The organism is Rhizobium sp. MHM7A (genome assembly GCF_005862215.1).
In the GTDB taxonomy this organism is placed as follows: domain Bacteria; phylum Pseudomonadota; class Alphaproteobacteria; order Rhizobiales; family Rhizobiaceae; genus Rhizobium; species Rhizobium bangladeshense.
Map to the genome: position 1 here is coordinate 105,340 of NZ_VCHT01000017.1, position 24,721 is coordinate 130,060.

At 61.5% G+C, this 24,721-nt stretch carries 22 protein-coding genes; 11 read left to right on the forward strand and 11 right to left on the reverse strand.

Annotation, left to right across the window (positions count from 1 at the left end):
* Positions 1-3 precede the first annotated feature (3 nt).
* Entirely contained in the window at positions 4-1,182 is a 1,179-nt protein-coding gene (locus tag FFR93_RS34515; protein WP_138396476.1) for an efflux RND transporter periplasmic adaptor subunit, read from the forward strand.
* Positions 1,179-4,364: a multidrug efflux RND transporter permease subunit gene (locus FFR93_RS34520; protein ID WP_138396477.1), complete on the forward strand. Its 3,186-nt coding sequence runs from the start codon at positions 1,179-1,181 to the stop codon at positions 4,362-4,364. The genes FFR93_RS34515 and FFR93_RS34520 overlap by 4 nt, the downstream gene beginning before the upstream one ends.
* A 35-nt stretch (positions 4,365-4,399) precedes the next feature.
* On the opposite strand, the gene FFR93_RS34525 is transcribed toward FFR93_RS34520, so the two are convergent.
* Positions 4,400-5,176: a metallophosphoesterase family protein gene (locus tag FFR93_RS34525; protein WP_171049303.1), complete on the reverse strand. Its 777-nt coding sequence runs from the start codon at positions 5,174-5,176 to the stop codon at positions 4,400-4,402.
* A 164-nt stretch (positions 5,177-5,340) separates the two neighbouring features.
* On the opposite strand from FFR93_RS34525, the gene FFR93_RS34530 reads away from it, so the two are divergent.
* Positions 5,341-6,492: a monooxygenase gene (locus tag FFR93_RS34530; RefSeq protein WP_138396478.1), complete on the forward strand. Its 1,152-nt coding sequence runs from the start codon at positions 5,341-5,343 to the stop codon at positions 6,490-6,492.
* A gap of 13 nt (positions 6,493-6,505) precedes the next feature.
* On the opposite strand, the gene FFR93_RS34535 is transcribed toward FFR93_RS34530, so the two are convergent.
* Complete coding sequence (locus tag FFR93_RS34535) at positions 6,506-6,970, reverse strand: Rrf2 family transcriptional regulator (protein ID WP_064706035.1); 465 nt, start codon at positions 6,968-6,970, stop codon at positions 6,506-6,508.
* 164 nt (positions 6,971-7,134) lie between these two features.
* On the reverse strand, positions 7,135-7,923 hold the full coding sequence (locus FFR93_RS34540; RefSeq protein WP_138396479.1) for an SDR family oxidoreductase: 789 nt from the start codon (positions 7,921-7,923) through the stop codon (positions 7,135-7,137).
* Positions 7,924-8,060: 137 nt separating this feature from the next.
* Between FFR93_RS34540 and FFR93_RS34545 the strand changes: the two genes are divergently transcribed.
* Entirely contained in the window at positions 8,061-8,831 is a 771-nt protein-coding gene (locus FFR93_RS34545; protein WP_138396480.1) for a TIM barrel protein, read from the forward strand.
* Here FFR93_RS34545 and FFR93_RS34550 read toward each other — a convergent pair.
* Positions 8,828-9,361 carry a hypothetical protein gene (locus FFR93_RS34550; protein ID WP_138396481.1) on the reverse strand — a complete coding sequence of 178 codons (534 nt, stop codon included), beginning with the start codon at positions 9,359-9,361 and terminating at the stop codon, positions 8,828-8,830. The genes FFR93_RS34545 and FFR93_RS34550 overlap by 4 nt on opposite strands.
* Positions 9,362-9,450: 89 nt before the next feature.
* Here FFR93_RS34550 and FFR93_RS34555 point away from each other — a divergent pair, with 89 nt between their 5' ends.
* Positions 9,451-9,924 carry a cupin domain-containing protein gene (locus tag FFR93_RS34555; protein WP_138396482.1) on the forward strand — a complete coding sequence of 158 codons (474 nt, stop codon included), beginning with the start codon at positions 9,451-9,453 and terminating at the stop codon, positions 9,922-9,924.
* Positions 9,925-9,995: 71 nt separating this feature from the next.
* Here FFR93_RS34555 and ugpC (FFR93_RS34560) read toward each other — a convergent pair whose 3' ends face one another.
* The 5 genes from ugpC (FFR93_RS34560) to FFR93_RS34580 form a co-directional block, all read right to left on the reverse strand.
* On the reverse strand, positions 9,996-11,105 hold the full coding sequence (ugpC, locus tag FFR93_RS34560; protein WP_138396483.1) for a sn-glycerol-3-phosphate ABC transporter ATP-binding protein UgpC: 1,110 nt from the start codon (positions 11,103-11,105) through the stop codon (positions 9,996-9,998).
* 12 nt (positions 11,106-11,117) lie between these two features.
* On the reverse strand, positions 11,118-12,032 hold the full coding sequence (locus FFR93_RS34565) for an ABC transporter permease subunit (protein WP_138396484.1): 915 nt from the start codon (positions 12,030-12,032) through the stop codon (positions 11,118-11,120).
* A 10-nt stretch (positions 12,033-12,042) separates the two neighbouring features.
* A complete protein-coding gene (locus FFR93_RS34570) occupies positions 12,043-12,927 on the reverse strand; it encodes a sugar ABC transporter permease (protein WP_138396485.1) in 885 nt (294 codons plus the stop codon).
* 127 nt (positions 12,928-13,054) lie between these two features.
* Complete coding sequence (locus FFR93_RS34575; protein WP_064711665.1) at positions 13,055-14,410, reverse strand: extracellular solute-binding protein; 1,356 nt, start codon at positions 14,408-14,410, stop codon at positions 13,055-13,057.
* Between the two features lie 363 nt (positions 14,411-14,773).
* A complete protein-coding gene (locus FFR93_RS34580) occupies positions 14,774-15,979 on the reverse strand; it encodes an ROK family transcriptional regulator (RefSeq protein ID WP_138396486.1) in 1,206 nt (401 codons plus the stop codon).
* A 228-nt stretch (positions 15,980-16,207) separates the two neighbouring features.
* Here FFR93_RS34580 and FFR93_RS34585 point away from each other — a divergent pair, with 228 nt between their 5' ends.
* The 6 genes from FFR93_RS34585 to ugpC (FFR93_RS34610) all read left to right on the forward strand — a co-directional run bounded on the left by FFR93_RS34585 (position 16,208) and on the right by ugpC (FFR93_RS34610) (position 22,276).
* The gene (locus tag FFR93_RS34585) at positions 16,208-17,446 is read left to right on the forward strand and encodes an extracellular solute-binding protein (protein WP_138396487.1); all 1,239 of its coding nucleotides are present in this window, start codon (positions 16,208-16,210) and stop codon (positions 17,444-17,446) included.
* A gap of 75 nt (positions 17,447-17,521) precedes the next feature.
* Positions 17,522-18,406: a sugar ABC transporter permease gene (locus tag FFR93_RS34590; RefSeq protein ID WP_138396488.1), complete on the forward strand. Its 885-nt coding sequence runs from the start codon at positions 17,522-17,524 to the stop codon at positions 18,404-18,406.
* Positions 18,406-19,251, forward strand: coding sequence for a carbohydrate ABC transporter permease (locus FFR93_RS34595; protein WP_138396489.1), 846 nt, complete (start codon positions 18,406-18,408; stop codon positions 19,249-19,251). The genes FFR93_RS34590 and FFR93_RS34595 overlap by 1 nt, the downstream gene beginning before the upstream one ends.
* On the forward strand, positions 19,248-20,270 hold the full coding sequence (locus FFR93_RS34600; protein WP_138396490.1) for an SIS domain-containing protein: 1,023 nt from the start codon (positions 19,248-19,250) through the stop codon (positions 20,268-20,270). The genes FFR93_RS34595 and FFR93_RS34600 overlap by 4 nt, the downstream gene beginning before the upstream one ends.
* Complete coding sequence (locus tag FFR93_RS34605) at positions 20,271-21,200, forward strand: PfkB family carbohydrate kinase (protein ID WP_138396491.1); 930 nt, start codon at positions 20,271-20,273, stop codon at positions 21,198-21,200.
* Entirely contained in the window at positions 21,197-22,276 is a 1,080-nt protein-coding gene (gene ugpC, locus FFR93_RS34610) for a sn-glycerol-3-phosphate ABC transporter ATP-binding protein UgpC (RefSeq protein ID WP_138396492.1), read from the forward strand. Before FFR93_RS34605 ends, ugpC (FFR93_RS34610) begins: the two co-directional genes overlap by 4 nt.
* A 21-nt stretch (positions 22,277-22,297) precedes the next feature.
* On the opposite strand, the gene FFR93_RS34615 is transcribed toward ugpC (FFR93_RS34610), so the two are convergent.
* Together FFR93_RS34615 and FFR93_RS34620 are read right to left on the reverse strand one after the other, a co-directional pair.
* Positions 22,298-23,125, reverse strand: a complete 828-nt coding sequence (locus tag FFR93_RS34615) for a glycoside hydrolase family 16 protein (RefSeq protein ID WP_138396493.1) — start codon at positions 23,123-23,125, stop codon at positions 22,298-22,300.
* 50 nt (positions 23,126-23,175) lie between these two features.
* Entirely contained in the window at positions 23,176-24,657 is a 1,482-nt protein-coding gene (locus FFR93_RS34620; protein WP_138396494.1) for a lipopolysaccharide biosynthesis protein, read from the reverse strand.
* Positions 24,658-24,721 lie beyond the last annotated feature (64 nt).

The following is a 24,721-nucleotide window of genomic DNA, read 5'->3' on the forward strand; positions in this document are numbered from 1 at the left end:
GGTATGACTTACGTGCTTCGACGGATATTGATGCTCGGCTGCATCACCACATTCATGCCTCTGGCCGCAATGGCCCAAGGCGCTCCCTCCGCGCCTCCTCCCGTCACTGTCGCAAAGCCTGTCGTGCGTGATGTGGTCGATAATGACGAATTCATCGGCCGTTTCCAGCCGGTCGACGAGGTTTCCGTGCGCTCGCGCGTCGGCGGCTATCTGCAGGAAGTTCATTTCGAGGACGGCGCTCTGGTCAAGCAGGGCGACCTGCTCTTCATCATCGACCAACGTCCGTTCATAACCGCGCTCAACCAGGCAAAGGCCGCGCTTGAAGCGGCGCAATCCACCCTTGTCTTCGCCGATGCGCAGTATAAGCGCGCCCAGTCGCTTGCTTCGAGCGGCAGCCAATCCGCACAGACGCTTGATGATCGCCGCCGCGAATTCGATTCCGCCCAGGCCAATGTCCGCGGCGCGCAGGCTGCCGCTGATCGCGCAGCTCTCGACCTTGAATATACGGAGATCAAGGCGCCGCTCAGCGGCCGCATCGACCGTCGTCTGATCTCGACGGGCAACCTAGTGCAAGCCGACCAGACGGTGCTCACAACGATCGTTTCCCTCGATCCGATCGATTTCTATTTCGATGTCGACGAGCGCCGACTGCTCAATTTCGCCGACACCGCACGCAAGATGGGCACGGACCTCCAACTAGGCGGGGGCGGCGTGGACGTCTCCGTCACGATCTCGGATCCCACCGCCAAGCCCTTCAAGGGAAAACTCGATTTCGCCGAGAACCGGGTCGACAATGAGAGCGGCACCATCCGCATCCGCGCTCGCCTAGCAAATCCCGATCTCGTCCTGCAGCCGGGCCTGTTTGGCCGTGTGCAGGTCGCAGCCTCCAACACCTATAAGGCTATTCTCGTGCCGGATGAGGCGATCGGTTCGGATCAGAATGAACGCGTCGTCTATGTCGTTGACGCGCAAGGCAAGGTTTCGACCAAGCCGGTGCGGCCTGGACCACGGCTCTACGGCTATCGCGTTATTCGCGAGGGCCTCGACGGCGCCGAGACGATCATCGTCAACGGCCTGATGCGCGCAAGGCCGGGTTCGACAATCACGCCTCAGATGAGCGAACTGCCGCAGGAGCGGCAGGATACGCCGCCGGAAGCCGCAAATGCGGAGACCGGACAATGAGATTTGCGCACTTCTTCGTGGATCGGCCGATTTTCGCGGCCGTCATTTCGATCCTCTTCCTCGTCGTCGGCGGCATCGCCTATACGCAGTTGCCGGTCTCCCAATATCCGGAGATCGCGCCGCCCACGATCGTCGTGCGCACCTCCTATCCCGGCGCGGACCCGCAGACCATCGCCGACACCGTTTCGACGCCGCTGGAACAGCAGATCAACGGCGTCGAGGACATGCTCTACATGTCCTCCTATTCAAGCGCCGACGGCGCCATGTCGCTGACGATCACCTTCAAGCTCGGCACTGATCTCGACAAGGTCCAGGTGCTGGTCCAGAACCGCGTATCCATCGCGCTGCCCCGTCTTCCCGAGGAAGTCCAGCGGCTCGGCGTCACCACGGACAAGAGCTCGCCCGACCTGATGATGGTGGTGCACCTCCTGTCACCGTCGCATCGTTACGACCAGCTTTACGTCTCGAACTATGCCCGCAACCGCATCCGCGACGTGCTCGTGCGTCTCGACGGCGTGGGCGACGTGCAGATCTTCGGCGAGCGCCAGTATTCGATGCGAATCTGGCTGGATCCGGAAAAACTCTCTGCCTACGGCATGACGTCGGACGACGTGGTCTCCGCCTTGAGGGACCAGAACGTCCAGGTCTCCGGAGGCAAGATCGGCGCACCGCCGGTGACCGGCAGGAACGCTTTCGAATATACAGTGCGAACGGACGGGCGCTTCTCCGACGTGCGCGAATTCCGCTACGTCATCGTCAAATCGACGGGAGCCGGCCGGCTCGTGCAGTTGCAGGATGTCGCCCGCATTGAACTCGGCGCACAGGACTACGTCACCAACAGTTACCTCAACAACGATCCCGCGGTTGCGCTTGGTATTTTCGCTCGGCCAGGCACCAACGCCCTCGACACCGCCCATCAAGTTCAGACGATCATGAAGGAGATCTCACAGAATTTCCCGCAGGGGCTGGAATATCGCATCGTCTACGACACGACCGAATTCATCTCGGCTTCGATCAACGAGGTGTATAAAACCATCGCCGAAGCGGCCATCCTGGTGGCGATCGTCGTTCTGGTCTTCCTGCAATCCTGGCGAACTGCGATCATACCGATCGTCGCCATCCCCGTTTCGCTGATCGGCACCTTCGCCGTCCTCTTGGCCTTCGGCTTTTCGCTCAACATGCTGACGCTCTTCGGCCTCGTGCTGGCGATCGGTATCGTCGTCGACGACGCGATCGTGGTGGTGGAAAACGTCGAGCGTAATCTGGCGCGCGGCATGACGCCGAAAGAGGCCTCCCACGTCACCATGGACGAAGTGGGAACCGCGGTCATCGCCATCTCCCTGGTGCTGATCGCGGTCTTCGTGCCGACGGCCTTTATCCCCGGCATTTCAGGCCAGTTCTATAGGCAGTTTGCTGTCACCATCGCCGTCACCACCGCGATTTCGGCGTTGAACTCACTGACGCTTTCGCCCGCTCTCGCAGGCATATTGCTGAAACCCCACGACCACGAGAGAAAGCGCAGAAGCATCGCATCGCGCTTGGGAACCGGCCTTGCGAACGGTTTCAATCGCGGCTTCGACCGGATGAGCTCCGGCTATTCCTGGACGGTCCGGCACCTGGTCAGCAGCTGGGTGGGATTGACCTGCTCAATGGTCGCCTTCGCCGGACTTCTCGGCGCGACCTGGTATATGACCACGAAGGTCCCTTCTGGCTTCATTCCAACCATGGACCAGGGCTACGCGATCATCGTGGTGCAGCTTCCGGATGGCGCCTCACTTGCCCGTACGGATGCCGTCGTTAAACAGGTGGGCGATATCGCCCGAACCGTGCCCGGTGTCGGCAATGCCGTGCAATTTGCCGGTTTCAGCGGAGCAACATTTACCAACGCCTCGAATTCCGGCGTCGTCTTCGTTCCGTTCAAATCCTTCGCCGAGCGCGAGGAAGGCGGAGACAACGCCAACAAGATCATCGGCGAGCTCTTCGGCAAGCTGCAAAGCATCCAGGAAGCCTTCATCATCGCCATCCCGCCGCCGTCCGTGCGCGGCGTCGGCAACTCCGGCGGCTTCAAGATGCAGATTTCCGATCTTGAAAACCCGGATATGACGCGCGTGCTCGGCCTTGCCCGTCAGATGATGGGGGCGGCGGCAACGACCGAGGGACTGACCGGCGTCTTTACGACCTTCTCCGATGCCAGCCCGCAATATTTCCTGTCGATCGACCGTGACAAGGCGCGCTTCCTGAACGTGCCGATTCCCAATATCTTCAACGCGCTGTCGATCAATCTCGGCGTCGCTTACGTCAACGACTTCAATGCCTTCGGCCGTGTCTACCAGGTTCGCGCCCAGGCCGACCGGCAATATCGCATGGACAGGGAAGACATCCTCGCCCTGAAAGTGCGCTCGGCGACCGGCGCGCTGGTGCCGCTCGGAACCCTGATGGATATTCAGGATTCCAGCGGGCCGGCGCTCGTTCAGCGCTACAACATGTATGTCTCGGTGCCGCTGCAGGGCAATCCGACGCCCGGCACCTCGACCGGCGATGCCCTGAAGAAGATGGAGGAGCTGGCGGCAAAGATCCTGCCGCCGGGGACAACCTTCGAATGGACGGAGCTTGCCTATCAGGAAACCCATACTGGCAATACCGCCGTCTACATCTTCGCCCTGTCCGTCATTTTCGTCTTCCTGGCGCTGGCCGCCCAGTATGAAAGCTGGGTTCTGCCGCTTGCCATCATTCTCATCGTTCCGCTTGCCGTGCTCGCAGCACTGATCGGGGTGTCGCTGAGAGGAATGGACAACAACGTCCTGACGCAGATCGGCCTGATCGTGCTGATCGGGCTGGCGGCCAAGAACGCCATTCTGATCGTCGAATTTGCAAGACAGGCGGAAGAGGAAGGCAAGTCGCCGGTGGAGGCGGCTATCGAGGCGAGTCATCTTCGACTGCGCCCGATCCTGATGACGGCATTCGCCTTCATCTTCGGCGTCCTGCCGCTTGCAATCGCCACCGGTCCCGGCGCCGAAATGCGCCAGTCGCTCGGCACCGCCGTCTTCTCGGGCATGCTCGGCGTAACGCTCTTCGGCCTGTTCCTGACGCCAGTCTTCTACGTCGTGCTGCGCGGCCGGCGCCGCAGCCGCTCGGTTGAAAGGTCGGTCGAAACCGTTCCGACCGAAAGGGAGACCGTCTGATCGCCGTGGTGGCACAGCCTCCCGGCGGGATGATGTCAGGTGGAAAACAGATGCACCCGGCCCTGCCAAAACCGGGCGACAGTCAGTCTGCCGCTGCGAAAGGCGCGCGTATCGAGATTGAGTCGCCTCGGGCGAATGTCGGGCTCGTCGCTGGGCGTATGGCCATGCACGACGAGTTTTGGCAAAGGGACTCTGCTTTCGAGAAAGCGATGCCGGATGAGGACCAGGTCCTCCTCCGTCTGCGCGGAGAGCGGCAGCATCGGATCGATGCCCGCATGCACGAACACCACGCTCGGCGTGTCCAGCATGATGGGCAGCGTTCGCATGAAATCGATATGCGTATGCGGCAGCGACTGCCGCAGGAAGGCGTCGAGCTGCACGCCGGAGGGGAAGACCAGCGGCAGATGCTCCGGATCAAGCCCGTAGGATTTAAGCAATTCCGCCGACCCCATCCGCATCCAGTCGTCATAAGAAAGCCAGCCGTCGATATAATCGAGCATGGCGATCTCGTGATTTCCGGCAAGGCAGATACGATCGAAACCATCCGGCGGCGGCTCCATGAGATGATCGATGACCTGCGCCGATTCCGGGCCGCGGTCGACATAGTCACCGAGTGTCACGATCAGCTTTTGTCCGGGCAGCCGCGCGCCATCGCGCAGGATCGCCTCCTCCGCTTTCAAGAGCAGGTCGTAGCGGCCGTGAATGTCGCCGATTGCATAGGTTGGAATATCGGCAATATCCAGCGTCAGACGCGGTCTCGGCTGGCGCCCCATTTTCCAAACCTCGCTATGGCGCGCTTGGTGCGTCGCCATCATTTTCCTCAATCAAGAAAGCCCCGGTTAACCATAAGTAGCGTGGAGGGCGAGGCGATCAAGTTGGTGAGAAAATTCGAAGCATCGGGTTTTTCTGGAAAAACGGTTCTTATCATTAGCAGCAAAATCCTTCACTCCTGTCACGGTCGAGGAAAGAGTGAGCGATGGGAACAGTATCGCAGTTTCAAGACTGCCTGAGGCCGCCAGCACGCCGCATCGAAACCGAGGAGGAGGCGGTATCCACAGCTCGCAACCTCGCGGACACGTTCCGTCACCAGGCAAGTGAGCGTGACATCAACCGCATCCTGCCTTTTGCCGAGCTCGACGCGCTGTCGGTGTCGGGACTGACGGCAATCTCTGTTCCGCCCGAGCATGAGGGGCTCGACGTACCGAATGCCCTGCTCGCCGAAATCGTTGCGATCGTTGCCGAGGCCGACGCCTCGATCGGCGAGGCCCTGGAAAATCACTTTTCCGTACTGGAGACGCTCCGCACCCAGGCGGCCGAGGACCTGAAGGCATCGCTATTTGCCCGTGCCCTGCTCGGCGATCGCTTCGCCGGTGCAACGGTCGCCGACGGCACCGAGCTGTCGGCCGAAGGACCGGGCTACCGCCTGAGCGGACGGCTGCGGCAGGCGCCGGGTATTCTCTATGCGGATTGGATTACTGTTGCCCTCGCACTTCCGCCCAGCCGCCTGGTGACGCTCTACCTCAGCCGCAATGACGAAGGCGTACAGGTGGTCGATGATTGGGATGGTTTCGGCCAGCGCACCAATGGATCGGCGACGACGATCGCCGGCGCAGTTCATGTCAATGTTGACGCGATTGCGCCGGCCCCTTCGTCCGGATATCCGACCGGCATTTCGCTCGGCCTGTTGCTCAAGGCGGGCGTAAGCCTCGGCATCGCGCGCGCGGCATGGGCCGACCTGAAGACAACGATTGACGAGCGCACCGTCAACGCCTCCCGGCTCGGCGAACACGCCGTCGGCATCGAAATTGCGGCGGCAGCTCTGGAGCGGGCGGGCCGCAAACTCGACATTGCCCAGGTCAATCCTGTCGAGGCTGCGATGGCGGATGCCTATTTTTCCGCCTCGGCCGCCGCGATCACTGCCGGAGAAACGGCACTCAGCGCCGCAAACGCGCTGTTCGAGCTCGCGGGCGAAGCGTCAACCGGCATCGGCCTCAATCTCGACCGACATTGGCGCAACGCCCGCATCCACGCGCTGTCGCTGCCGCGGGATGGATTGCTGCACCGCGCCGGCGAATATATGTCGAAACGAAACCTGCATGATCTCGGCACGGCGCCCTATAGCCCGTGAAAACGAATTGGTCTCAGCTGGCGGCGGAGATCGGCAATTCGTCCCCGGCATCTTCAATGCGGCCGCCGGCTGCGACGAACTGGTCGAGGGTCATATTATCCAGAATGGCGGCGATCGCGTCCCGGACATCGGTCATCGAACGCCGCACCTGACAGGTTTCCGGATCGGCGCAGTCGTCGCAGGCCTCGTAAGCCGTGCGGCTGGCGCAGCGAATCGGTGCCAGCGGACCGTCGAGCGTGCGGATGACATGGCCGATGCGGATCTCGGAAGCCGGCCGCGAGAGAGAATATCCGCCGCCGGGCCCCTTCTTTGAACGCAGGATACCGACATTGCGCAGTTCGAGCAGGATCGTGTCGAGAAACTTCTTCGGAATATTGTTGCGCGCCGCGACGTCATTGATGAAGGCGGTCTCGCCCGGCGCCAGACGCGCCAGATCGACCAGTGCCTTCAGGCCGTATTTTCCCTTCTTCGTCAGCATCGTCGTCGCCTTTTGGAACCCCGTAATATTTGCCCCTCAATAGCAGGCAAATAACGTCGAAAGCGTGAAGATACAACAAAATAGCTAATATTTATAGCTTGTATCGGCAACGTCCACAGCAGCGGCGGACCAGCTTGCTGCACTGCTCTTTGCGACAGCTTCGATCAAATCGTCTTCAGCATGCCGCCATCGACGAAATAAGTCGATCCGACGCAGTAGCTCGCCCGCTCCGAACTCAGAAAGACGAAGACGTTCGCCAATTCCTCCGGCGTGCCGAAGCGTTTGGAGGCCGCATGCTCATTGGCAACGCTCTGCAGGTACCCTTCCCAGTTTCCACCGCTTTCGGCCGTCAGCTGCTTGGCGGTCTTGATCCAGTCGGGCGTCAGGATCAGGCCGGCATTGATGCAGTTTACGCGGATATTGTCCTGGATGAGTTCGGTCGAGAGCGTCTTTGAAAACATCATCAGCGCCGATTTGCTGACATTGTAGATCGGCTCGTACCAGAGTGGCTGGACGGCGCAGATCGAGGCATTATGGAGAATCACGCCGCCGCCTCGCTTCTTCATCTGCGGCGCGATGCCGCGCGCAAGCCTGACGGCGGCCATCACATGCAGATCCCAGTAGGCCTGCCACTTCTCGTCGGGCGCCTCCATCACCGTCTCATTCGATCCGGTACCGGCATTGTTGATCAGGATATCGGCGCCACCTCTTTCGGCGGCTGCCGCAATGATCGCTTCCGTTCCCGCCACCGTCGCCACATCGGCAACGACGGCGGTTGCGCTGACACCGTGCTTTTCGGAAATACGCGCCACTTCCGCCTCGAGCCGCCCGCCGCCGCGCGCCGCCAGCACCAGGTCGGCGCCCTCCGCCGCCAGTCCCTCCGCGATCGCCAGCCCGATGCCGACCGACGCACCCGTTATGACGGCGATCTTTCCCTTCAATCCCAGATCCATGTCTTCCTCCAGAAGCGCCGGCCACCCCGGCAGAAGGTAACGAGTGTTCCGTCAAAGAATCCGGTCGTCAAGCACGCAAACGCCTCTTGCCGCAGACTCCGTTCTGTCGCAGCCTGAGCCGTACCGGAGGAGTTTTCATGCGACTTTATTCAGCCTGCATAGAGTGGCTGTTTGCCGAAGAGGGCGACAGCTTTGCCGACCGGATCCGCCGCGCCCATGCTGGCGGGCTGATGGCAGTCGAATTCTGGCGCTGGACCGACAAGGATCTGGATCCCATCGCGGCGGCGCTGGAGGAAACCGGCCTCGCCGTCACCAGCCTCGTCGCCGAACCGATGATCGCGCTGACCGACGCTGCCAACCGGCAGGCCTGGCTGAAAGGCCTTGCCGATTCCGTTGCCGTTGCCAGGCGTCTCGACGCACCCGTGCTGATTGCTCAGGCCGGCGACGATCTTCCCGGCTTCAGCCGTCAGGAGCAGCGCCGGTCGCTCACCGAAACTCTGAAAGCCGGCGCCGATATCCTCAAAGGCAGTGGCGTGCGCCTCGGCGTCGAACCGCTCAACATCCGCATCGACCATGTCGGCTATTTCCTCGACTCGACCCGCGAAGTCCTCGACATCGTCGATGACGTCGCCCGCCCCGAGATCGGCATCGTCTACGACCTCTACCATTCCGCCGTGATGGATGAACGCACCGAAGAGGTGCTGGACGGCCGTCTGGATCGGGTTTTCCATGTTCATGTCGCCGATCATCCCGGTCGCAACGAACCGGGCTCCGGCAGCATCGACCTTGCCCGCCGCCTCGACTGGATCTTCGCCAACGGCTATGCCGGCGCCGTCGGCCTGGAATACCGGCCGACCAGATCCGGCGCAGACGCGGTCAGGGCCGCCATTGCTTCACTTGGCGCCTAGGCTGAGCCGGCTTCCGCGAAGGCTTCGAGCTCAGGGTCGAGCTCGACCTCGACCACATTGTTGAACACGGCCGTCGCCAGCATGATGCCGGCAAAGGCGATGAGGTCGACGAGCGTCTTGGTCTCGTAGCGGTCCTTCAGCCTTGCCCAGAGCTCGACCGGAACGGCGTTGGAATCGGTGACAACAGCCCTGCCGAAGGCGTCGAGCAGTGCCTCCGCTTCGGAAAGCTGCAATGCGTCGGGATCGAAGCCCTTGTTGATCAAGGCTCGGCGAAAGAAGGTGATGGCGATCTTCGATTTCGCGGCCTTCGAGATCGCATGCGAGAAGATCCAGATCTCGCGGTCGCCGATGACAGGATCGAGCTCGGCCCGCAGCGTGAACCATTCGGCATAGATGCGATGAGCGACCGGCGAATGTAACAGCGTCCGCTTCATGTTGGTCATGCGCCCGCGCAGCCTGACCTCCTCGTCATGCGCCGCACGAACCTCTGGTGAAGCACTGTCGTAATCGATCTGTGGCAGGTGGCTCATCAGGCGCGCCCTTTCTGATGCACGAAGTAAATCTGCTTGGCCGTCGCCGAACTCCCGCCTAGATTGGTCCGATCGAGCGGAGGCTGGGCATAAGCGACGACCACGAGCATTCTCACATCGACTGGCGCGAACATGGCGTCAAGGTCATTCCCGGCAATTCGCTCGACCCGAACACGGCGCAGACGCCGGGCATGAGCCGCGCGACTGCGATCAACAATGCGCGGGCCGGGGCCGAGAAGATCTGGGCCGGGACGGTGACGATCCATGCCAATGCCAAGACCGGCGCCCATCACCACGGCGATCTCGAAAGCATTATCTACGTTGTCAAGGGCAAGGCCCGCATGCGCTGGGGCGATCATCTGGAATATACCGCCGAGGCCGGCCCGGGCGACTTCATCTACGTCCCGCCCTATGTGCCGCATCAGGAGATCAACGCCAGCCGTGACGAGACGCTGGAATGCGTGCTCGTCCGCTCGGGTCAGGAGCCCGTCGTTGTCAATCTCAACATTGAGCCGGTCGAGAAACCGGAAGACGTTCCCTGGATCGATCCAATCCACCGCTGAGGGCTGTCTCCCGCCGCCAGCAACGCCTTGGTGAGAGGCGCGCCGCAAGGGGCGCAGCCCGCGACGGGCCTTCAGGCGTGAACGGCGCCGGCTCCACTCATTGCAGTATGTTCGATCATCCGCCCGCTATCGGCAGCATAGAGGTGGACCGCGTTGTGATCGATCGCGATGCCGATTGGATCGCCCGACTTCACCGTCACCGCCTCGGTCAGCGCCACTGCGAAGGGCAGCCCGTCGAAGTCGGCATGAACGATGCGGCTCGCGCCGAGCTCTTCGATGAAATCGGCCGTTGCGATTAGTGCCTCGGGCGCATCAGAGGCCACCAGCCTGGCGGCTTCGGCGCGCATGCCGAGCACGACGCGTTTGCCTCTCAGAGCGCTGGCGCGCTCGCGCGGCAACGCAATCTTGCGGCTTTGGTCGTAGACGAAAATTCCCTCATCATTGATCGTGCCTTCGAGCAGGTTCATCGCCGGCGTGCCGACGAAACCAGCGACGAAACGGGAGACCGGATGGTGATAGACCTCTTCCGGCGTGCCGACCTGTTCGACATTGCCGGCGTTCATCACGATGATGCGGTCGGCAAGCGTCATGGCCTCGTTCTGGTCGTGGGTGACGAAGATGGACGTGGCACCGAGGCGGCGGTGCAGGCGGCGGATTTCGGCGCGCATAGCGATGCGCAACTTTGCATCGAGGTTGGAAAGCGGCTCGTCGAAGAGGAACACCTTCGGTTCGCGGATCATCGCGCGCCCCATTGCCACGCGCTGGCGCTGGCCGCCGGAAAGGGCGGCCGGCCGGCGGTCGAGGAAAGGCTCGAGGCTGAGGGCCCTGGCGACGTCGGCGATGCGTCGGTTGCGCTCGGCCTTCGAAACACCCGCCACCTTCAAAGCATAGCCGATATTCTCGGCGACGCTCATATGCGGATAAAGCGCATAGTTCTGAAACACCATGGCGCAGCCGCGTTCGCGCGGCTCCAGCTGGTTGACGACGCGGCCGTCGATGGCGATTTCGCCGCCGCTGATTTCCTCAAGACCGGCGATCATGCGCAAAAGCGTGGACTTGCCGCAGCCGGACGGGCCGAGGATGACGATGAACTCGCCGGACTGGATCTCCAGGTCGACGCCGTGGACGACGGGATGCTTGCCGTAGCTCTTTTTCACATCACGGATTGAGATCGGTGCCACTGGACTGTTCCTTCACTTCTCGGTGGAGATAAGGCCGCGCACGAACCAGCGCTGCATCAGGATGACGAGCACCAGCGGCGGCGACATGATGATAAGCGTACCGGCCATGGCGACATTCCAGTCGGGCAGGCCGAATTCGGACGGGATCAGCGTCTTGAGCTGCGTCACCGCAATGCCGAAACTCGGATCGGTGGTGATCAGAAGCGGCCAGAGATATTGGTTCCAGGCCCAAACGAACATGATCGTGAACAACGCGATCATGTTTGGCCGCGAAAGCGGCAGCAGAACGTCCCAGAAAAACCGCACCGGGCCTGACCCATCCATCTTCGAGGCCTCCGCAAGCTCATCGGGAACCGTCAGATAGAACTGCCGGTAGAGGAAGGTGCCAGTCGCAGTGGCGACGAGCGGCGCCACGAGGCCGGTATAGGAGTTCAACAGCCCCCATTCGAGCTTGATCTGAATGCCGGTGGTCTGTGCGACAAGCCAGCTGATGCCGAGGGCGTCGAGGATTGCCTGGAACGGCTGTAGGGCGTTCGCCGCAATCGAATAAGTCGGGACAATGCGCACTTCCAGCGGCAGCATCAGCGTGATGAAGATGATCCAGAAAATCAGATGCCGGCCGCGGAAGCGGAAGTAGACGATCGAGAAGGCAGCCATGGCGGAAAGGATGACCTTGCCGGCAGCGACCGCCGTGGCGAAGATGATGCTGTGGAGCAGCTTGTTGCCGAGATCAGCGCGCACCCAGGCTTCCCTGGCGTTTTCCCAGAAATGCGAGCCCGGCATCAGCGGCAGTGGTACTCGATTGACCGTCTCCAGATCGAGTGTCGACGCGATGACGACGATGACGAAAGGCAGAAGCGCGATCACCATGCCGAGCGCCAGAAGCGTATAGCAGATGAAGTTGAATATCGGCGTGCGTTCGATCATATCAGCGACCTCACTTGTAGTGCACGCGCCGCTCGATGAAGCGGAACTGGAAGATGGTGAGCAGCACGACGAGCAGCATCAGGATGATGGACTGCGCAGCCGCACCCGAATAATCGAGGCCCCGGAAGCCGTCGAAATAGATCTTGTAGACCATGAGTTCCGTCGCGCGCGCCGGCCCACCCTGCGTCATGACATCGACGATACCGAAGGAATCCTGAAAGCTTTCGGTGATGTTGATCACCAGCAGGAAAAACAAAGTCGGCGTGAGCAGCGGCAGCTGGAGATCCCACATGCGGCGCAACGGTCCGGAGCCGTCCATGGCCGCAGCCTCGATCAAGGAGCGGGGGATGCCCTGGAGAGCCGAGAGGAAGAAGATGAAATTATAGCCGATATATTTCCAGGAAAAGGCGATAATCACGGCGATCATCGCATCCTTGCCGTCAAGCGCCGGGTTCCAGAGGTCGGGCCAGACGTGATTGATGACCGAGAGAAGCCCGGCTTCGGGCGCCAGGATGAAGCGAAACGCGAGACCGAGAGCAGGCGCGGCGATCGCGTAAGGCCAGATGAAGACCGACCGGTAGATTTTATGGCCGCGCAGTTCACGATCCGTCAAAAGCGCCAGGATGAGTGCCAGCCCCATGGCGATGATCGTCGAGCTGAGGCCGAAGACTATGCTGCGGCTGATCGATTCCCAATAGATCGGATCGCTGAGCAGGAGTTTGAAATTGTCGAAGCCGACCCAGGCGTTGCCGCCTCCCCATGGCTGCTCGAGCGTGAAAGCCCAATAAAGCGCCTGCGCGCTCGGCCAATAGAAGAAGACGAAGATCAGCAGCAACATCGGGAATGCGAAGAGGAGGCCGATCGTGGTCGAGGAGAAAGTGACGCGCTTTTCCATGGGTGGTCGTTTTCGCCTGGTTTCGTTTAGGCGCGGGCGGCGAGTTCGCATCCGCAACTAACTGGGAAGAGCTTACAAAGACGCACCCGGCGCACAAGGCAGGCCGGGTGCGGCTCATGTTGGACGATCAGGGAAGCTGAACGTTCTTGTAGGTCTGCTGGAAGCGGCGCAGGAGCTGGTTGCCGCGATCAGCAGCAGAGTCGAGCGAAGCCTGGACGTCGGCATTGTTGACGAAGATCGCCTGCAGGCCGTTGGCGATTTCGGTGCGGACCTGCAGCAGGCCGCCGAGACGGATACCCTTCGCAGCGGCGTCGCCGGCCGGGGAAGCGGTCAGGCTCTGAATCGCCAGTTCGCGGCCGGCGTAAGGAGCCTTGTCGTAGAAGCCCTGCTTCTTGAGATATTCGAAGCCGGAGTTACGGACCGGGATATAGCCGGTAACGGTCGACCAGGTGAGAGCTTCTTCCGGCTTTGCGATGAAGTTGAAGAAGGCAGCCGCAGCCTTGTATTCGGCGTCGGAATGACCTTTCAGAACCCAGAGCGAAGCGCCGCCAACATAGGAGCTGTGACGGGTTGCGTCCCCATAGGTCGGGAGCATTGCAACGCCCCAGTTCATGCCCTGCTTGGCGGTGCGGCCGATATTGCCGTGATCGCCGACGGAGGTCAGGATGACCTGGCAATCGCCAGCGGCGAAGGCTTCGACGAAGGTCTGGCCAACGGCCTTGTTCTTGATGATGGCCAGCTTGCTGTCGTACCAGGACTTGAGGTCCTTGATGTAGCTGACGAGAAGCGGGTTCTTGTTGAAGACCAGCTCGGCGTCGAGGCCCTCAAAGCCGTTCTTCTTGGTCGCGATCGGTTCGCCGTTGACGGCTTCGAACTGCTCGATGTACTGCCAGACTTCGTTGTTGGAGATATCGAACGCGAGCGGGCATGCATAGCCGGCGTCCTTCAGGGCCTTCAAGTCTTCGCCCGCTTCCTTCCAGGTCGCCGGAGCGTGATCCTTGCCGATCTTGGCGAAGGCGTCCTTGTTCCAGTAGAGCAGAGCGGTCGAGGAGTTGAAGGGGAAGGAATACATCTCGCCCTTCGACGTGGCATAGTAGCCTGATATACCCGAGAAGTAGTCGTTCCAGTCGACGGTATAGCCCATGTCGGCCATCAGCTTGTTGGCCGGATAGTAGGCGCCGGAGAGCATGATGTCGAGCGTGCCGGCGTCGGAAACCTGGGCGATGGTCGGCTGCTTGCCGGCACGGAAGGCGGCAATAGTGTTCTGCAGGGAAGCGTCGTAGCTGCCCTGGCTGGTGCAGACGACTTCGTAATCGGCCTGCGACTGGTTGAAGCGATCGCATTGTTCCTGGACACGCTTTGCGATGTCACCGGAATTGCCGAACCAGAAGTCAATCTTGGTCTTTTCGGCGGCGGCAGCGGGACCAGCAAGAAACGCTGTAGCGAGAAGGGCGCCAACGGCGCCGAGAAGCTTGGCTTGCATGAGAACCTCGAACGAAAAAAGGACGCGCACTTTCAGCGCCCGCCCATTTAGCTGGTTCAAATTGCCGCTGCCAATGAATATTACATGACATGAATGGTTCCAATTCTAGTTGTCACGAAATTGACATACAATCGTTATTCGCGACGCTAGGAGAAGTGTTTCGAGAAAATTCGCAAAAAGTTCAAATATGTTGTCGGATATTTGCGTTTATATTCGAATTACCGTTATTTTCTAGGGTCAGTAATATTTACTTATATTACAGGAAGTCGTCTCTATTCGCACGCCCGGTGACGACGAAACTTGCAAAAGCATTCGAATTTTTTATCATTGCACTGCTGTGCAACGCCTGGTTTCAGCCCCAAATCACAGGAAATCCTTCAAAATTGCAGCAAAGCGCGGATCGAATGCACGGCTGATTGGTCCGGCGGCCGCTCCGAGCGCCACAGACCATGGATCGGCCATGCCGGGCTGCAAGCGTGGCAGCGTCCGGCCGCGCCTTTCGGCGATCGAGGGCAGCAGCGGGCCGATCGCCGCAATCAAGCTGTTCACCAGCGCTTCGGGCGCGCTGCCGCAGAGGATCACCGTCTGCGGATCAAAGATTGTTTCGATGAGATGAATGCTCCAGCGCAAGTCTGCCGCCGCCGCCTCGATCCAGGACTGGATACCTGGATCGCCGCTGGAGGCGAGCGCATTGATGCGCGCATGGAGATCTGGATCAGCCGGATCGACTGATAGGTGCTGGTAGAGCGAGGCGAGCGAGGCGCGATGTTCGAGCGGCGTCGTTTTACCATCGGCAAAGAGCAGCGCCATGCCGATCTCGCCTGCATTGCCGCTTGCGCCGCGATAGAGCTCTCCGTTCAGGATGAGGCCGGCGCCGATGCCGTAGCCGACGAAGAGGCAGACGGCGTGATCGACACCATGAGCGGCTCCCACCATTCGCTCGGCGGTCGCAGCCGCCGCCGCATCATTCTGAAGGCCGACATCGAGACCGGTGCCGGCGCTCAGCGTTTCCAACAGCGGAAACTTCTGCCAGGCCTCCATCATCCAGGGATCATCGCCGCTGCCTTCCATCCCGAACGGGCCAGGCATCGCGGCGCCGAGGCCGACCAGACGTTTCTCCGACTGCTGAACGATCCTGGCAAGCCTGGAACGCACGCCGGCGACGAGATCGAGAATGACCTTCGCTCCGGTCGACGGACCTCCGGGCGGCAGGCCGGCTTCCGCGCGAACGAGCACGCTGCCGACGAGGTCGACGGCGACCGCCCGCGTCACATGCCGGTCGATCTGCAGGCCGATCGCGAAAGCGCCTTCAGGCACCAGGCCATAAGGTGTCGACGGCTGACCTCTGCCTTTCCGCACCGCCTCCTGCGAGCTGACGAGACCATCGCGCTCGAGCTCCTCGATGATATTCGACACCGTCTGCTTGGTCAGCCGCGTCGCCCGCGCCAGATCGGCGCGCGAGAGTGCTCCGTTGATCCTCAAGGCATCGATCATCACGCGCCGGTTATGCGCACTGGTGCCTTCGTGATTGGTGCCGCTCTTGGCCCGGATCGGCCTGACGTCATTCATGTGCAATTGCCTCTTGACTCCAGTAGAATGTTGGCGAAGTAATAAGTCAAGACATTTGACTTAATAAGGGACCGGAGAGTTCCAGGGAACGCAGGAAGCCGCACAGGGCCTCCAACGACGCTCCGAGATAACGAACCGGCACGTTGTATTTCCCGCGTGCCTTCTCGAAAACCGATGGCGGAAAAACCGCCCTCGGCCATGCGTAAATGTCAAAAACTGGAGGCTGCAATGCTGAAATCTCTTAACAAGACGCTTCTGGGGGCGGCCTTGATCGGTGCATCCTTTGCCCCGCATGCTTTCGCCGAAACGACGCTGAACGCGCTTTTCATGGCGCAGGCTGCCTATAGCGAGGCCGATGTGCGCGCCATGACCGACGCTTTCGCCAAGGCGAACCCCGATATCAAGGTCAACCTCGAATTTGTGCCTTACGAAGGCTTGCACGACAAGACGGTGCTGGCGCAGGGGTCGGGCGGCGGCTACGACGTCGTCCTCTTCGACGTGATCTGGCCGGCTGAATACGCCACCAACAAGGTGCTGGTCGACGTCTCCTCGCGCATCACCGACGAGATGAAGAAGGGCGTGCTGCCGGGCGCCTGGACCACGGTTCAGTATGACGGCAAATATTACGGCATGCCATGGATCCTGGACACCAAATACCTGTTCTACAACAAGGAGATCCTGGAGAAGGCCGGCATCGAGGCACCGCCGAAGACCTGGGACGAGCTGGCCGAGCAGGCAAAGACGATCAAGGACAAGGGCCTGCTCGCCACACCGATCGCCTGGAGCTGGTCGCAGGCCGAAGCCGCCATCTGCGACTACACCACGCTCGTCAGCGCCTATGGCGGCGATTTCCTCAAGGACGGCAAGCCGGCCTTCCAGACCGGCGGCGGTCTCGATGCGCTGAAATACATGGTCGCGAGCTATACATCGGGCCTGACCAATCCGAACTCCAAGGAATTTTTGGAAGAAGACGTCCGCAAGGTCTTCCAGAACGGCGACGCTGCCTTCGCGCTGAACTGGACCTACATGTACAACATGGCCAACGATCCAAAGGACAGCAAGGTTGCGGGCAAGGTCGGCGTCGTGCCTGCACCGGGCGTTGCCGGCAAGAGCGAGGCTTCTGCCGTCAATGGCTCGATGGGCCTCGGCATCACCTCCGCCAGCCAGCATCCCGATGAGGCCTGGAAGTACATTACCTTCATGACTTCACGGGCTACGCAGAACGCTTACGCCAAGCTCAGCCTGCCGATCTGGGCATCCTCCTATGAGGACCCCGCCGTCACCAAGGGGCAGGAAGAGCTGATCGCCGCCGCCAAGGTCGGCCTCGCCGCCATGTATCCACGTCCGACGACGCCGAAGTATCAGGAGCTTTCGACAGCCCTGCAGCAGGCGATCCAGGAATCGCTGCTCGGCCAGTCCACTCCCGAGGACGCACTGAAGTCGGCGGCCGACAATAGCGGTCTCTGAGCCCCGCATGAAAGCCCGGGCGGCGCCCGTCGTCGCCCTTCCTCCAGAACCTATGAATGAAAAGGGGTCGCCTCGATGTCGGGCACTTGGCTGACAACCCGCGCGTGGCTTCTAATGCTGCCGCTTCTCGTGGTGATGATCTCGGTGATCGGCTGGCCTCTGGTCGATACCGTCCACCTCTCCTTCACCGATGCCAGGCTCGTCGGCACGCAGGGCAATTTCGTCGGCATCGATAATTACGTGAAGATGCTCTCCGGCTCGAATTTCCAGCGCACACTCATTACCACCGCATGGTTCGCCATCGTCTCGGTCGCCGCCGAAATGGTGATCGGCGTCCTTGCCGCCCTCCTGCTGAACCAGCAATTCCGCGGCCGCACCGCTCTTCGCGCCCTGATGATCCTGCCCTGGGCACTGCCGACCGTCGTCAACGCCACCCTCTGGCGGCTGATCTACAATCCGGAATATGGCGCGCTGAACGCCGCACTGACGCAGCTCGGCCTGCTCGACGCCTACCGCTCCTGGCTGGGTGAACCAGGCACGGCGCTCGCCGCCCTCATCGTCGCCGACTGCTGGAAGAATTTCCCGCTGGTGGCGCTGATCGCGCTCGCAGCGCTCCAAGCCGTGCCGCGCGATATCACCGCCGCATCGCTGGTCGACGGCGCCGGTCCCTTCGCCCGCTTCCGCTTCGTCATCCTGCCTTATCTCGCGGGCCCGCTGATGGTGGCGCTCGTGCTCCGCACGATCGAAGCATTCAAGGTGTTCGACATCATCTGGGTCATGACCCGCGGCGGGCCGGCCAATAGCACGCGCACGCTCTCGATCCTCGTCTACCAGGAAGCCTTTTCCTTCCAGCGCGCGGGCTCGGGCGCATCGCTGGCCTTGATTGTCACGCTACTGGTGACGCTGTTGGCCGTTGGATACGCGGCCCTTGTGCGCAAGACCGCCGGGAGTGCCGCTTGATGGAACGCCGGAGCCCGCTCTTCTCAGCCTTCATTCACCTCTGCGCCCTGCTGCTCGCCGCCGTCATCCTGGCGCCGATCCTCTGGCTTTTCATCATGAGCATCGCGCCGGCTGCTGATCTCGCCGCAAAGCCGCTGCGCTGGTGGCCGCAGGCCGTTGATTTCTCGCGATACCAGCTTCTGCTGTCGACAATTGAAAACAGCGCCGGCGCTGCCTTCACTTCGTCGCTGCGCAACAGCATCGAGGTGGCGGGCATGGCGACGATCGCCGCCATCGCGCTCGCCATTCCGGCCGGTTGGGCCGTGTCGCGCACGCCCTCCGTCGGCTGGTCGCTGTCGATGGTGATTGCCACCTACATGCTGCCGCCCGTGGCACTCGCCGTACCGCTCTATATCGGCCTCTCCCATCTCGGCATGCTGAACAACGTCTTCGGCCTCGCCCTCGTCTATTTGACGATCCTGGCCCCCTTCACCACCTGGCTGTTGAAATCCGGCTTCGATTCCATCCCACGCGAGATCGAATCCGCCGCGATGATTGACGGCGCCGGCCTGTTCCAGACGCTCCGGATCATCACGCTGCCGCTCGCCGCCCCCGTGGTCGCGACCTCGAGCCTCTTCGCATTCCTTCTTGCGTGGGATGAATTCTTCTACGCGCTGCTCTTCACCTCGGACCAGCGCGCCAAGACGCTGACCGTCGCCATCGCCGATCTCGCCGGCGGCCGCGTCTCCGATTACGGACTGATCGCCACGGCAGGTGTGCTCGCCGCCCTGCCCCCGGTGCTGATCGGTCTGATCATGCAACGCGCCCTGATTTCGGGCCTCACCAGCGGCGGCGTCAAGGGATGAACATGACAACGAAAACAAACCGGCCTGCCGGACTTGTGGCAATCGACCGCGAAATGGCCCGCCAGCACGCTGATGCGATCGCCTCCTACGAAGCGGCAGGGCCGATGGCGGCAAGAGCAGCCGCTTCGCTGAAGAAGACCGGCCGGCTGCTCCTGATCGGTATGGGCGGCTCACATGCCGTCAACCGCGCCGTCGAACCGCTCTACCGTGGTCTCGGCATCGACGCGATAGCAATACCGCTGTCCGAGCAACTCGGACAGCCACTGCCGATCGCGGGCAGGACGATCTTCGTCACCTCGCAATCGGGCGAAAGCGCCGAGGTCGTGCGCTGGTTCAACGAGACCGGCGGCACGCCGGAGACTTTCGGCCTGACGCTTGAAGCCGGCTCCTTCCTTGCAAGAACCACCCCATCGCTTGTTGGCAGCGGCGGCACCGAGCTCGCCTTCGCAGCCACTCGCAGTCTGACGGTGACTCTTGCTTTGCATCTGGCAATCCTTACCGCCCTCGGCGAGGATCCCGCCGCAGCACTTGCAGTCCTTGACGGGCCCGAAGACCATGACATCGCCGCCGCGCTGGCCGCGCTCGAAAACGTCGCGACGGTCGTGACTTCGGGCCGCCGTCTGCAGGGCATTGCCGAGGCCTTGGCCCTGGGATTGACCGAATTGTCGCGCCGCCCCTGCTTCTCGCTCGAAGGCGGTCAGCTGCGTCATGGGCCGATGGAGATGCTCGGACCGGAAATCGGCGTCGTTCTGTTCCGCGGTCTGGACGAAACTGCCGCCCTCGTAACGGCCATGGCGATCTCCGCCGTGGAGAGCGGCGCGCCCGTCATTCTGTTCGACGCATCTGGACTGTCGCCGGTCGCCGGCGCCGTGACGATCCGCTTTGCCCCGGCCACCGGTCTTGCCGTGATCTTCGCCATGCTGCCGGTCGCCCAGCAGCTGATGGTCGGCTTTGCCGAAGCCCGGGTGGACAATGCCGGAACGCCCGTTCGATCCACTAAGATCACACGGAGCGAATGAATGCGGCCGCTTGCAGTCATCGGCAACGTCAATGTCGACCTGATCCTCGGACCGGCCGCCCCCTGGCCCAAGGCCGGGACGGAAATCATTGTCGATCATGACGAACTGAGGGTCGGCGGGTCGGCCGGCAACAGCGCGCTCACATGGCAGGCGCTCGGCATCGAATTCGAGATAGCCGCCAATATCGGCAGCGACCAGTTTGGCCGCTGGCTGGCCGAGGCCTTCGGCCGCCGTTCCGAGAAATGGCCGGTGCGTCCTGAACAAACGACCCTCTCCGTCGGCATCACCCACCCCGACGGTGAACGCACGTTCTTCACCACTCGAGGCCACCTGCCACGCTTCAGCCTCGCCGACGTCTTCGCCGTCGTCGACGGCGCACGGCTCCGCGGCGGCTATGCACTTCTCTGCGGCGGCTTCCTGACCGACGATCTGACCCGCCAGTACGAAGCCTTCTTCGACTGGGCCGAGAGCCATGACATCACCGTCGCACTTGACACCGGCTGGCCGCTCGACGGCTGGACCGAGCAGAATTGCGCTGCGACACGCGCCTGGCTTTCCCGCAGCGGCATCGCGCTGCTCAACGAGGTCGAGTCGACGACGCTTGCCGGCGTCGCCGATCCGATCGAAGCCGCCCGGCACATCAGCTTGCATATGCCGGACGGTGCGATCGTCGTTGTCAAACGCGGCCCCGATGGCGCAATCGCAATCGGACCAGACGGGCAGCTGGTTTCGGTGGCAGCGCCCGTTGTCGCGGTCGTCGATACCATCGGCGCCGGCGATGTCTTCAATGCCGCCTTCCTCGCAGCGCTGGCAAAGGATGAGCCTTTGTTGTCTTGCCTGAGAGCGGGAACCGAAGTCGCCTCGCGCGCCATCTCCACCATTCCCCGCAGCTATGGCGACCCGACCTCGCCTCAGGAACCACGGTCATGAGCGCGCTCGATATCGAAAATATTCGCAAGACCTATGGCGACGTCGAGACGCTGAAAGGCATCGATGTTTCCCTGGAAAGCGGCGAATTCCTCGTGCTGCTCGGTTCCTCCGGCTGCGGCAAGTCCACTCTCCTGAACATCATCGCCGGCCTTGCCGAGGCAACGAGCGGTGACGTCAGAATCGGCGGCCGCTCGGTGCTTCGCGTGCATCCGAAGGACCGCGACATCGCAATGGTCTTTCAATCCTACGCGCTCTATCCCAACCTGACGGTGCATAGGAACATCGGCTTCGGCCTGGAAATGCGCAAAGTTCCGGCGCCGGAGCGCGACAAGGCCGTGCGCGATGCGGCAAAGCTCCTGCAGATCGAAAATCTGCTCGATCGCAAGCCGAGCCAGCTTTCCGGCGGCCAGCGGCAACGCGTCGCGATCGGCCGTGCGCTGGTGCGCAAGCCGGAGGTGTTCCTCTTCGACGAGCCGCTTTCCAATTTGGACGCCAAGCTGCGCATGGAAATGCGCACCGAAATCAAGCGGCTGCACCAGATGCTGAAGACCACTGTGGTCTATGTCACCCATGACCAGATCGAGGCTATGACGCTGGCGAGCCGCATCGCCGTCATGCGCGACGGCCGTATCGAGCAGTTGGGCACGCCGGAAGAGATCTACAACAGTCCGGCGACGCTCTATGTCGCGACCTTCGTCGGCGCGCCGCCGATGAACCTGCTGAAAGCATCGGTCCAAGACAATCGACTGGTGCTCCCGGATTCCGACGTCAGCCTGCCTCTTCCCGTCCGTTTCGGTAAGGCGGCAGCCAATGGTCGCGACCTCGTCCTCGGCATCCGCCCCGAGGCCCTTCGCACGGCTGGATCCGGGCCGTCGCTCGAGGCAGGCGTGGAGGTTGCGGAGTTGACCGGCCCCGAGCTCGTCGTCACCGCCCTGGCGGGAAACCAACGGCTGACGGCCTGCCTGCCGCCGCGCACGCCGTTCCGAGACAGCGAAAAACTCACCCTCTTCTTCGACGAGGAGGCAATTCATCTCTTCGATGCGCAAACCGGTATCAGTTGCCTCCGCGAGCAATAGGTCGCTCAAACGGCCGCTCGTTCAATTCGCCGCGTCGGCCGGCTTCCGCTGGTAGACGTGAATATAGTCGACGAGCAGGATGGAAGGGTTCGGCGTTTCATCGATTGGCCAGCCCGAGCCGAGCGCCAAGTTCACCAGCGGATAGAACGGCATATGGAACTCCTTCGGTGTGTCGAAACTCCACAGGTACTGGCGATCCAGATAGAAGGTCGTCTTGTCGGCCTGGATATCGACGCCGTAGGTATGATACTCGCTGTTCAGAATTCCATCCTGAACAGTCTTCCAGTAGCCGCCAGTAGAGTTTTGGCCTCCATGGGCCTGGCGCCAGATGTGAAAGCCCATGCTGAACTCGTAGGGCGCCCGGCCATAATATTCCAGCACGTCGATCTCGGCGGTGTATTTCGACCGGTCGAGTCCGATGAGCCAGAAGGCCGGCCACACACCCTTGCCCGGCGGCAGCTTCATCCGCGCTTCGAAATAGCCGAATTGCTGAGAGAAACCTTCGCCTTTCGGATTGACCGCCGAGAGCAGGCCTGAACGCCATGTTCCTTCCTCGCCCTTCCGCGCTTCGATCTTCAGGATTCCCTGATCGGTCGTAAACGGAAATCCGGGCGCCGGATCCGTGAAACGGGCGTCGCCGAAATCGCCGTTCCAGGGCGTGTGAGCGATCCAGCGGGAACGTCTCTCTCCCCACGCCGAGACATCGAGGCTGTCGAAATTCTCCTCGAACGTCAGCTGATAGGCGTTCATGTTGATCGGTTCCTGGGCGACGCTAGGCTGGCTCGGCAACGCCCCCAGTCCGAGAACAACGAGCAAACCCAGACTCTTAGAAGATATGCCGTAACGCATTGCGCTCCTCCAAAACCGCCAAAACAATCGCTGGACTACACGGGTCTTTCTCATGAAATGACAACTCTGTTGCGTCGCGGCATGAGCCTGTGAACAACGATGGTCTCGATGCCGTCGGGCCTTCCCAGAATCTGCCATAACAACAGCGCGAAGACCCAGAAGATTGTCGCTGCCGCCGCGCCGCAAAGCGCTAGGCTGACGATCAGGCTAAAGCCGGCAGGCATGGTGGCGAGATTCGGCTCCATCCAGAGCAGGAAAGCGATCATCGGCAGGCTCGCGGCCAGAGGCCTGCCAAATGAATTCAGCTGCGCGGCAAAACTCGCCCCGATCAACCGCTTGGTGATGACGAGCGAGGCGGCATAAGCGACGAGAACCGCCACCACACGCGCGCCGAGCGCACCCGCCACCTGAAAATAGACGATGCCGAGGATGGTGACCGGGACTCTGACCGCGAACTCGGCAAACATCCGCAAGGCGAGGGAACGAGTATTGTCCATGACCATAGCCAATGCTGGCACTATGTTCGTCGGCAGACCGAGCAGGCTCACCATGCACAGCCATTGCAAAATTGGCGCGGCGGATGCCCATTTCTCGCCGACGAGGATACGCACCGTCGGCTCAGCCAGAAAGGCAAGCGCAATGAGAATGGGCGCCGCGACGAAGGTGATTGCACTCGTTGCCTTCAAATAGGCGGCAACCAGGTTGCGACGATCTTCGACAGTGGAGAACGCCGCCATCAGCGGGCGCAGCAATGGCCCCACAAAGGTCTGATAGGGAATGCCGGCGATATTGTCGGCGACGCTGAAGGCGCCAAACGTCGACAGCCCGGCAAAACGGGGCAAAAGCAGCCGGTCCAGCTGCCAATTAATTGCGCTCAGCACCTGAGACACCGTATTCCAGCTGATCATATCCTGAAAACGCTTCCATTCTGACAGGCAGAATTTCGGCTGCATCGGCGCAAGGACATAGGAGGTGATCATCGCCGCAGTCGGGCCGGCAACGGCCCCGACCGCAAGCCCCCAATAGCTCCCCGTCGCCACGGCAACACCTGCCCCGAACAGCAGGGTCGATCCCTTGGTGATGAGGTCGAGCGCGAACTCGCGTCTGAAATCGAAACGCTGCATGAAAATCACCATGCGCGGACTGATCATGCCGCGCATGGCCGGCGCGATTGAAAGTACGGCGACAAGCGCAAAAAGCCGGGAATCGTCGTAAATCACGGCCATCGGCCAGGAAATGATCATCATCAGCAGGCTGATGGCCAACCCTCTCAGCAGGCTGAGCGTGAAAGCCGTCGCAAACATCTCCTCCGAAGGCGATGGTTGGCGCATAAGCGCCTGTGTCAACGGCAGATCCAGGATCGACTCGATGATGACCAGAACCGACGTCGCAATGGCGACCAATCCGAAATCCGCAGGACTCAACAATCTTGCCAGGACGAGCAGACTGACGAAATCAAGCAGCCGCGCGAGGAATTTTCCGCTGATCGTCCAGATGCTCGCCATTGCCGTCCTCTGAGATAGGCTTGACATGATCTGTCTATTCCTCGTCGGCAGCTTGAGACGGTTTCGATCGCGGCAGCAAGACAGGCAGCTC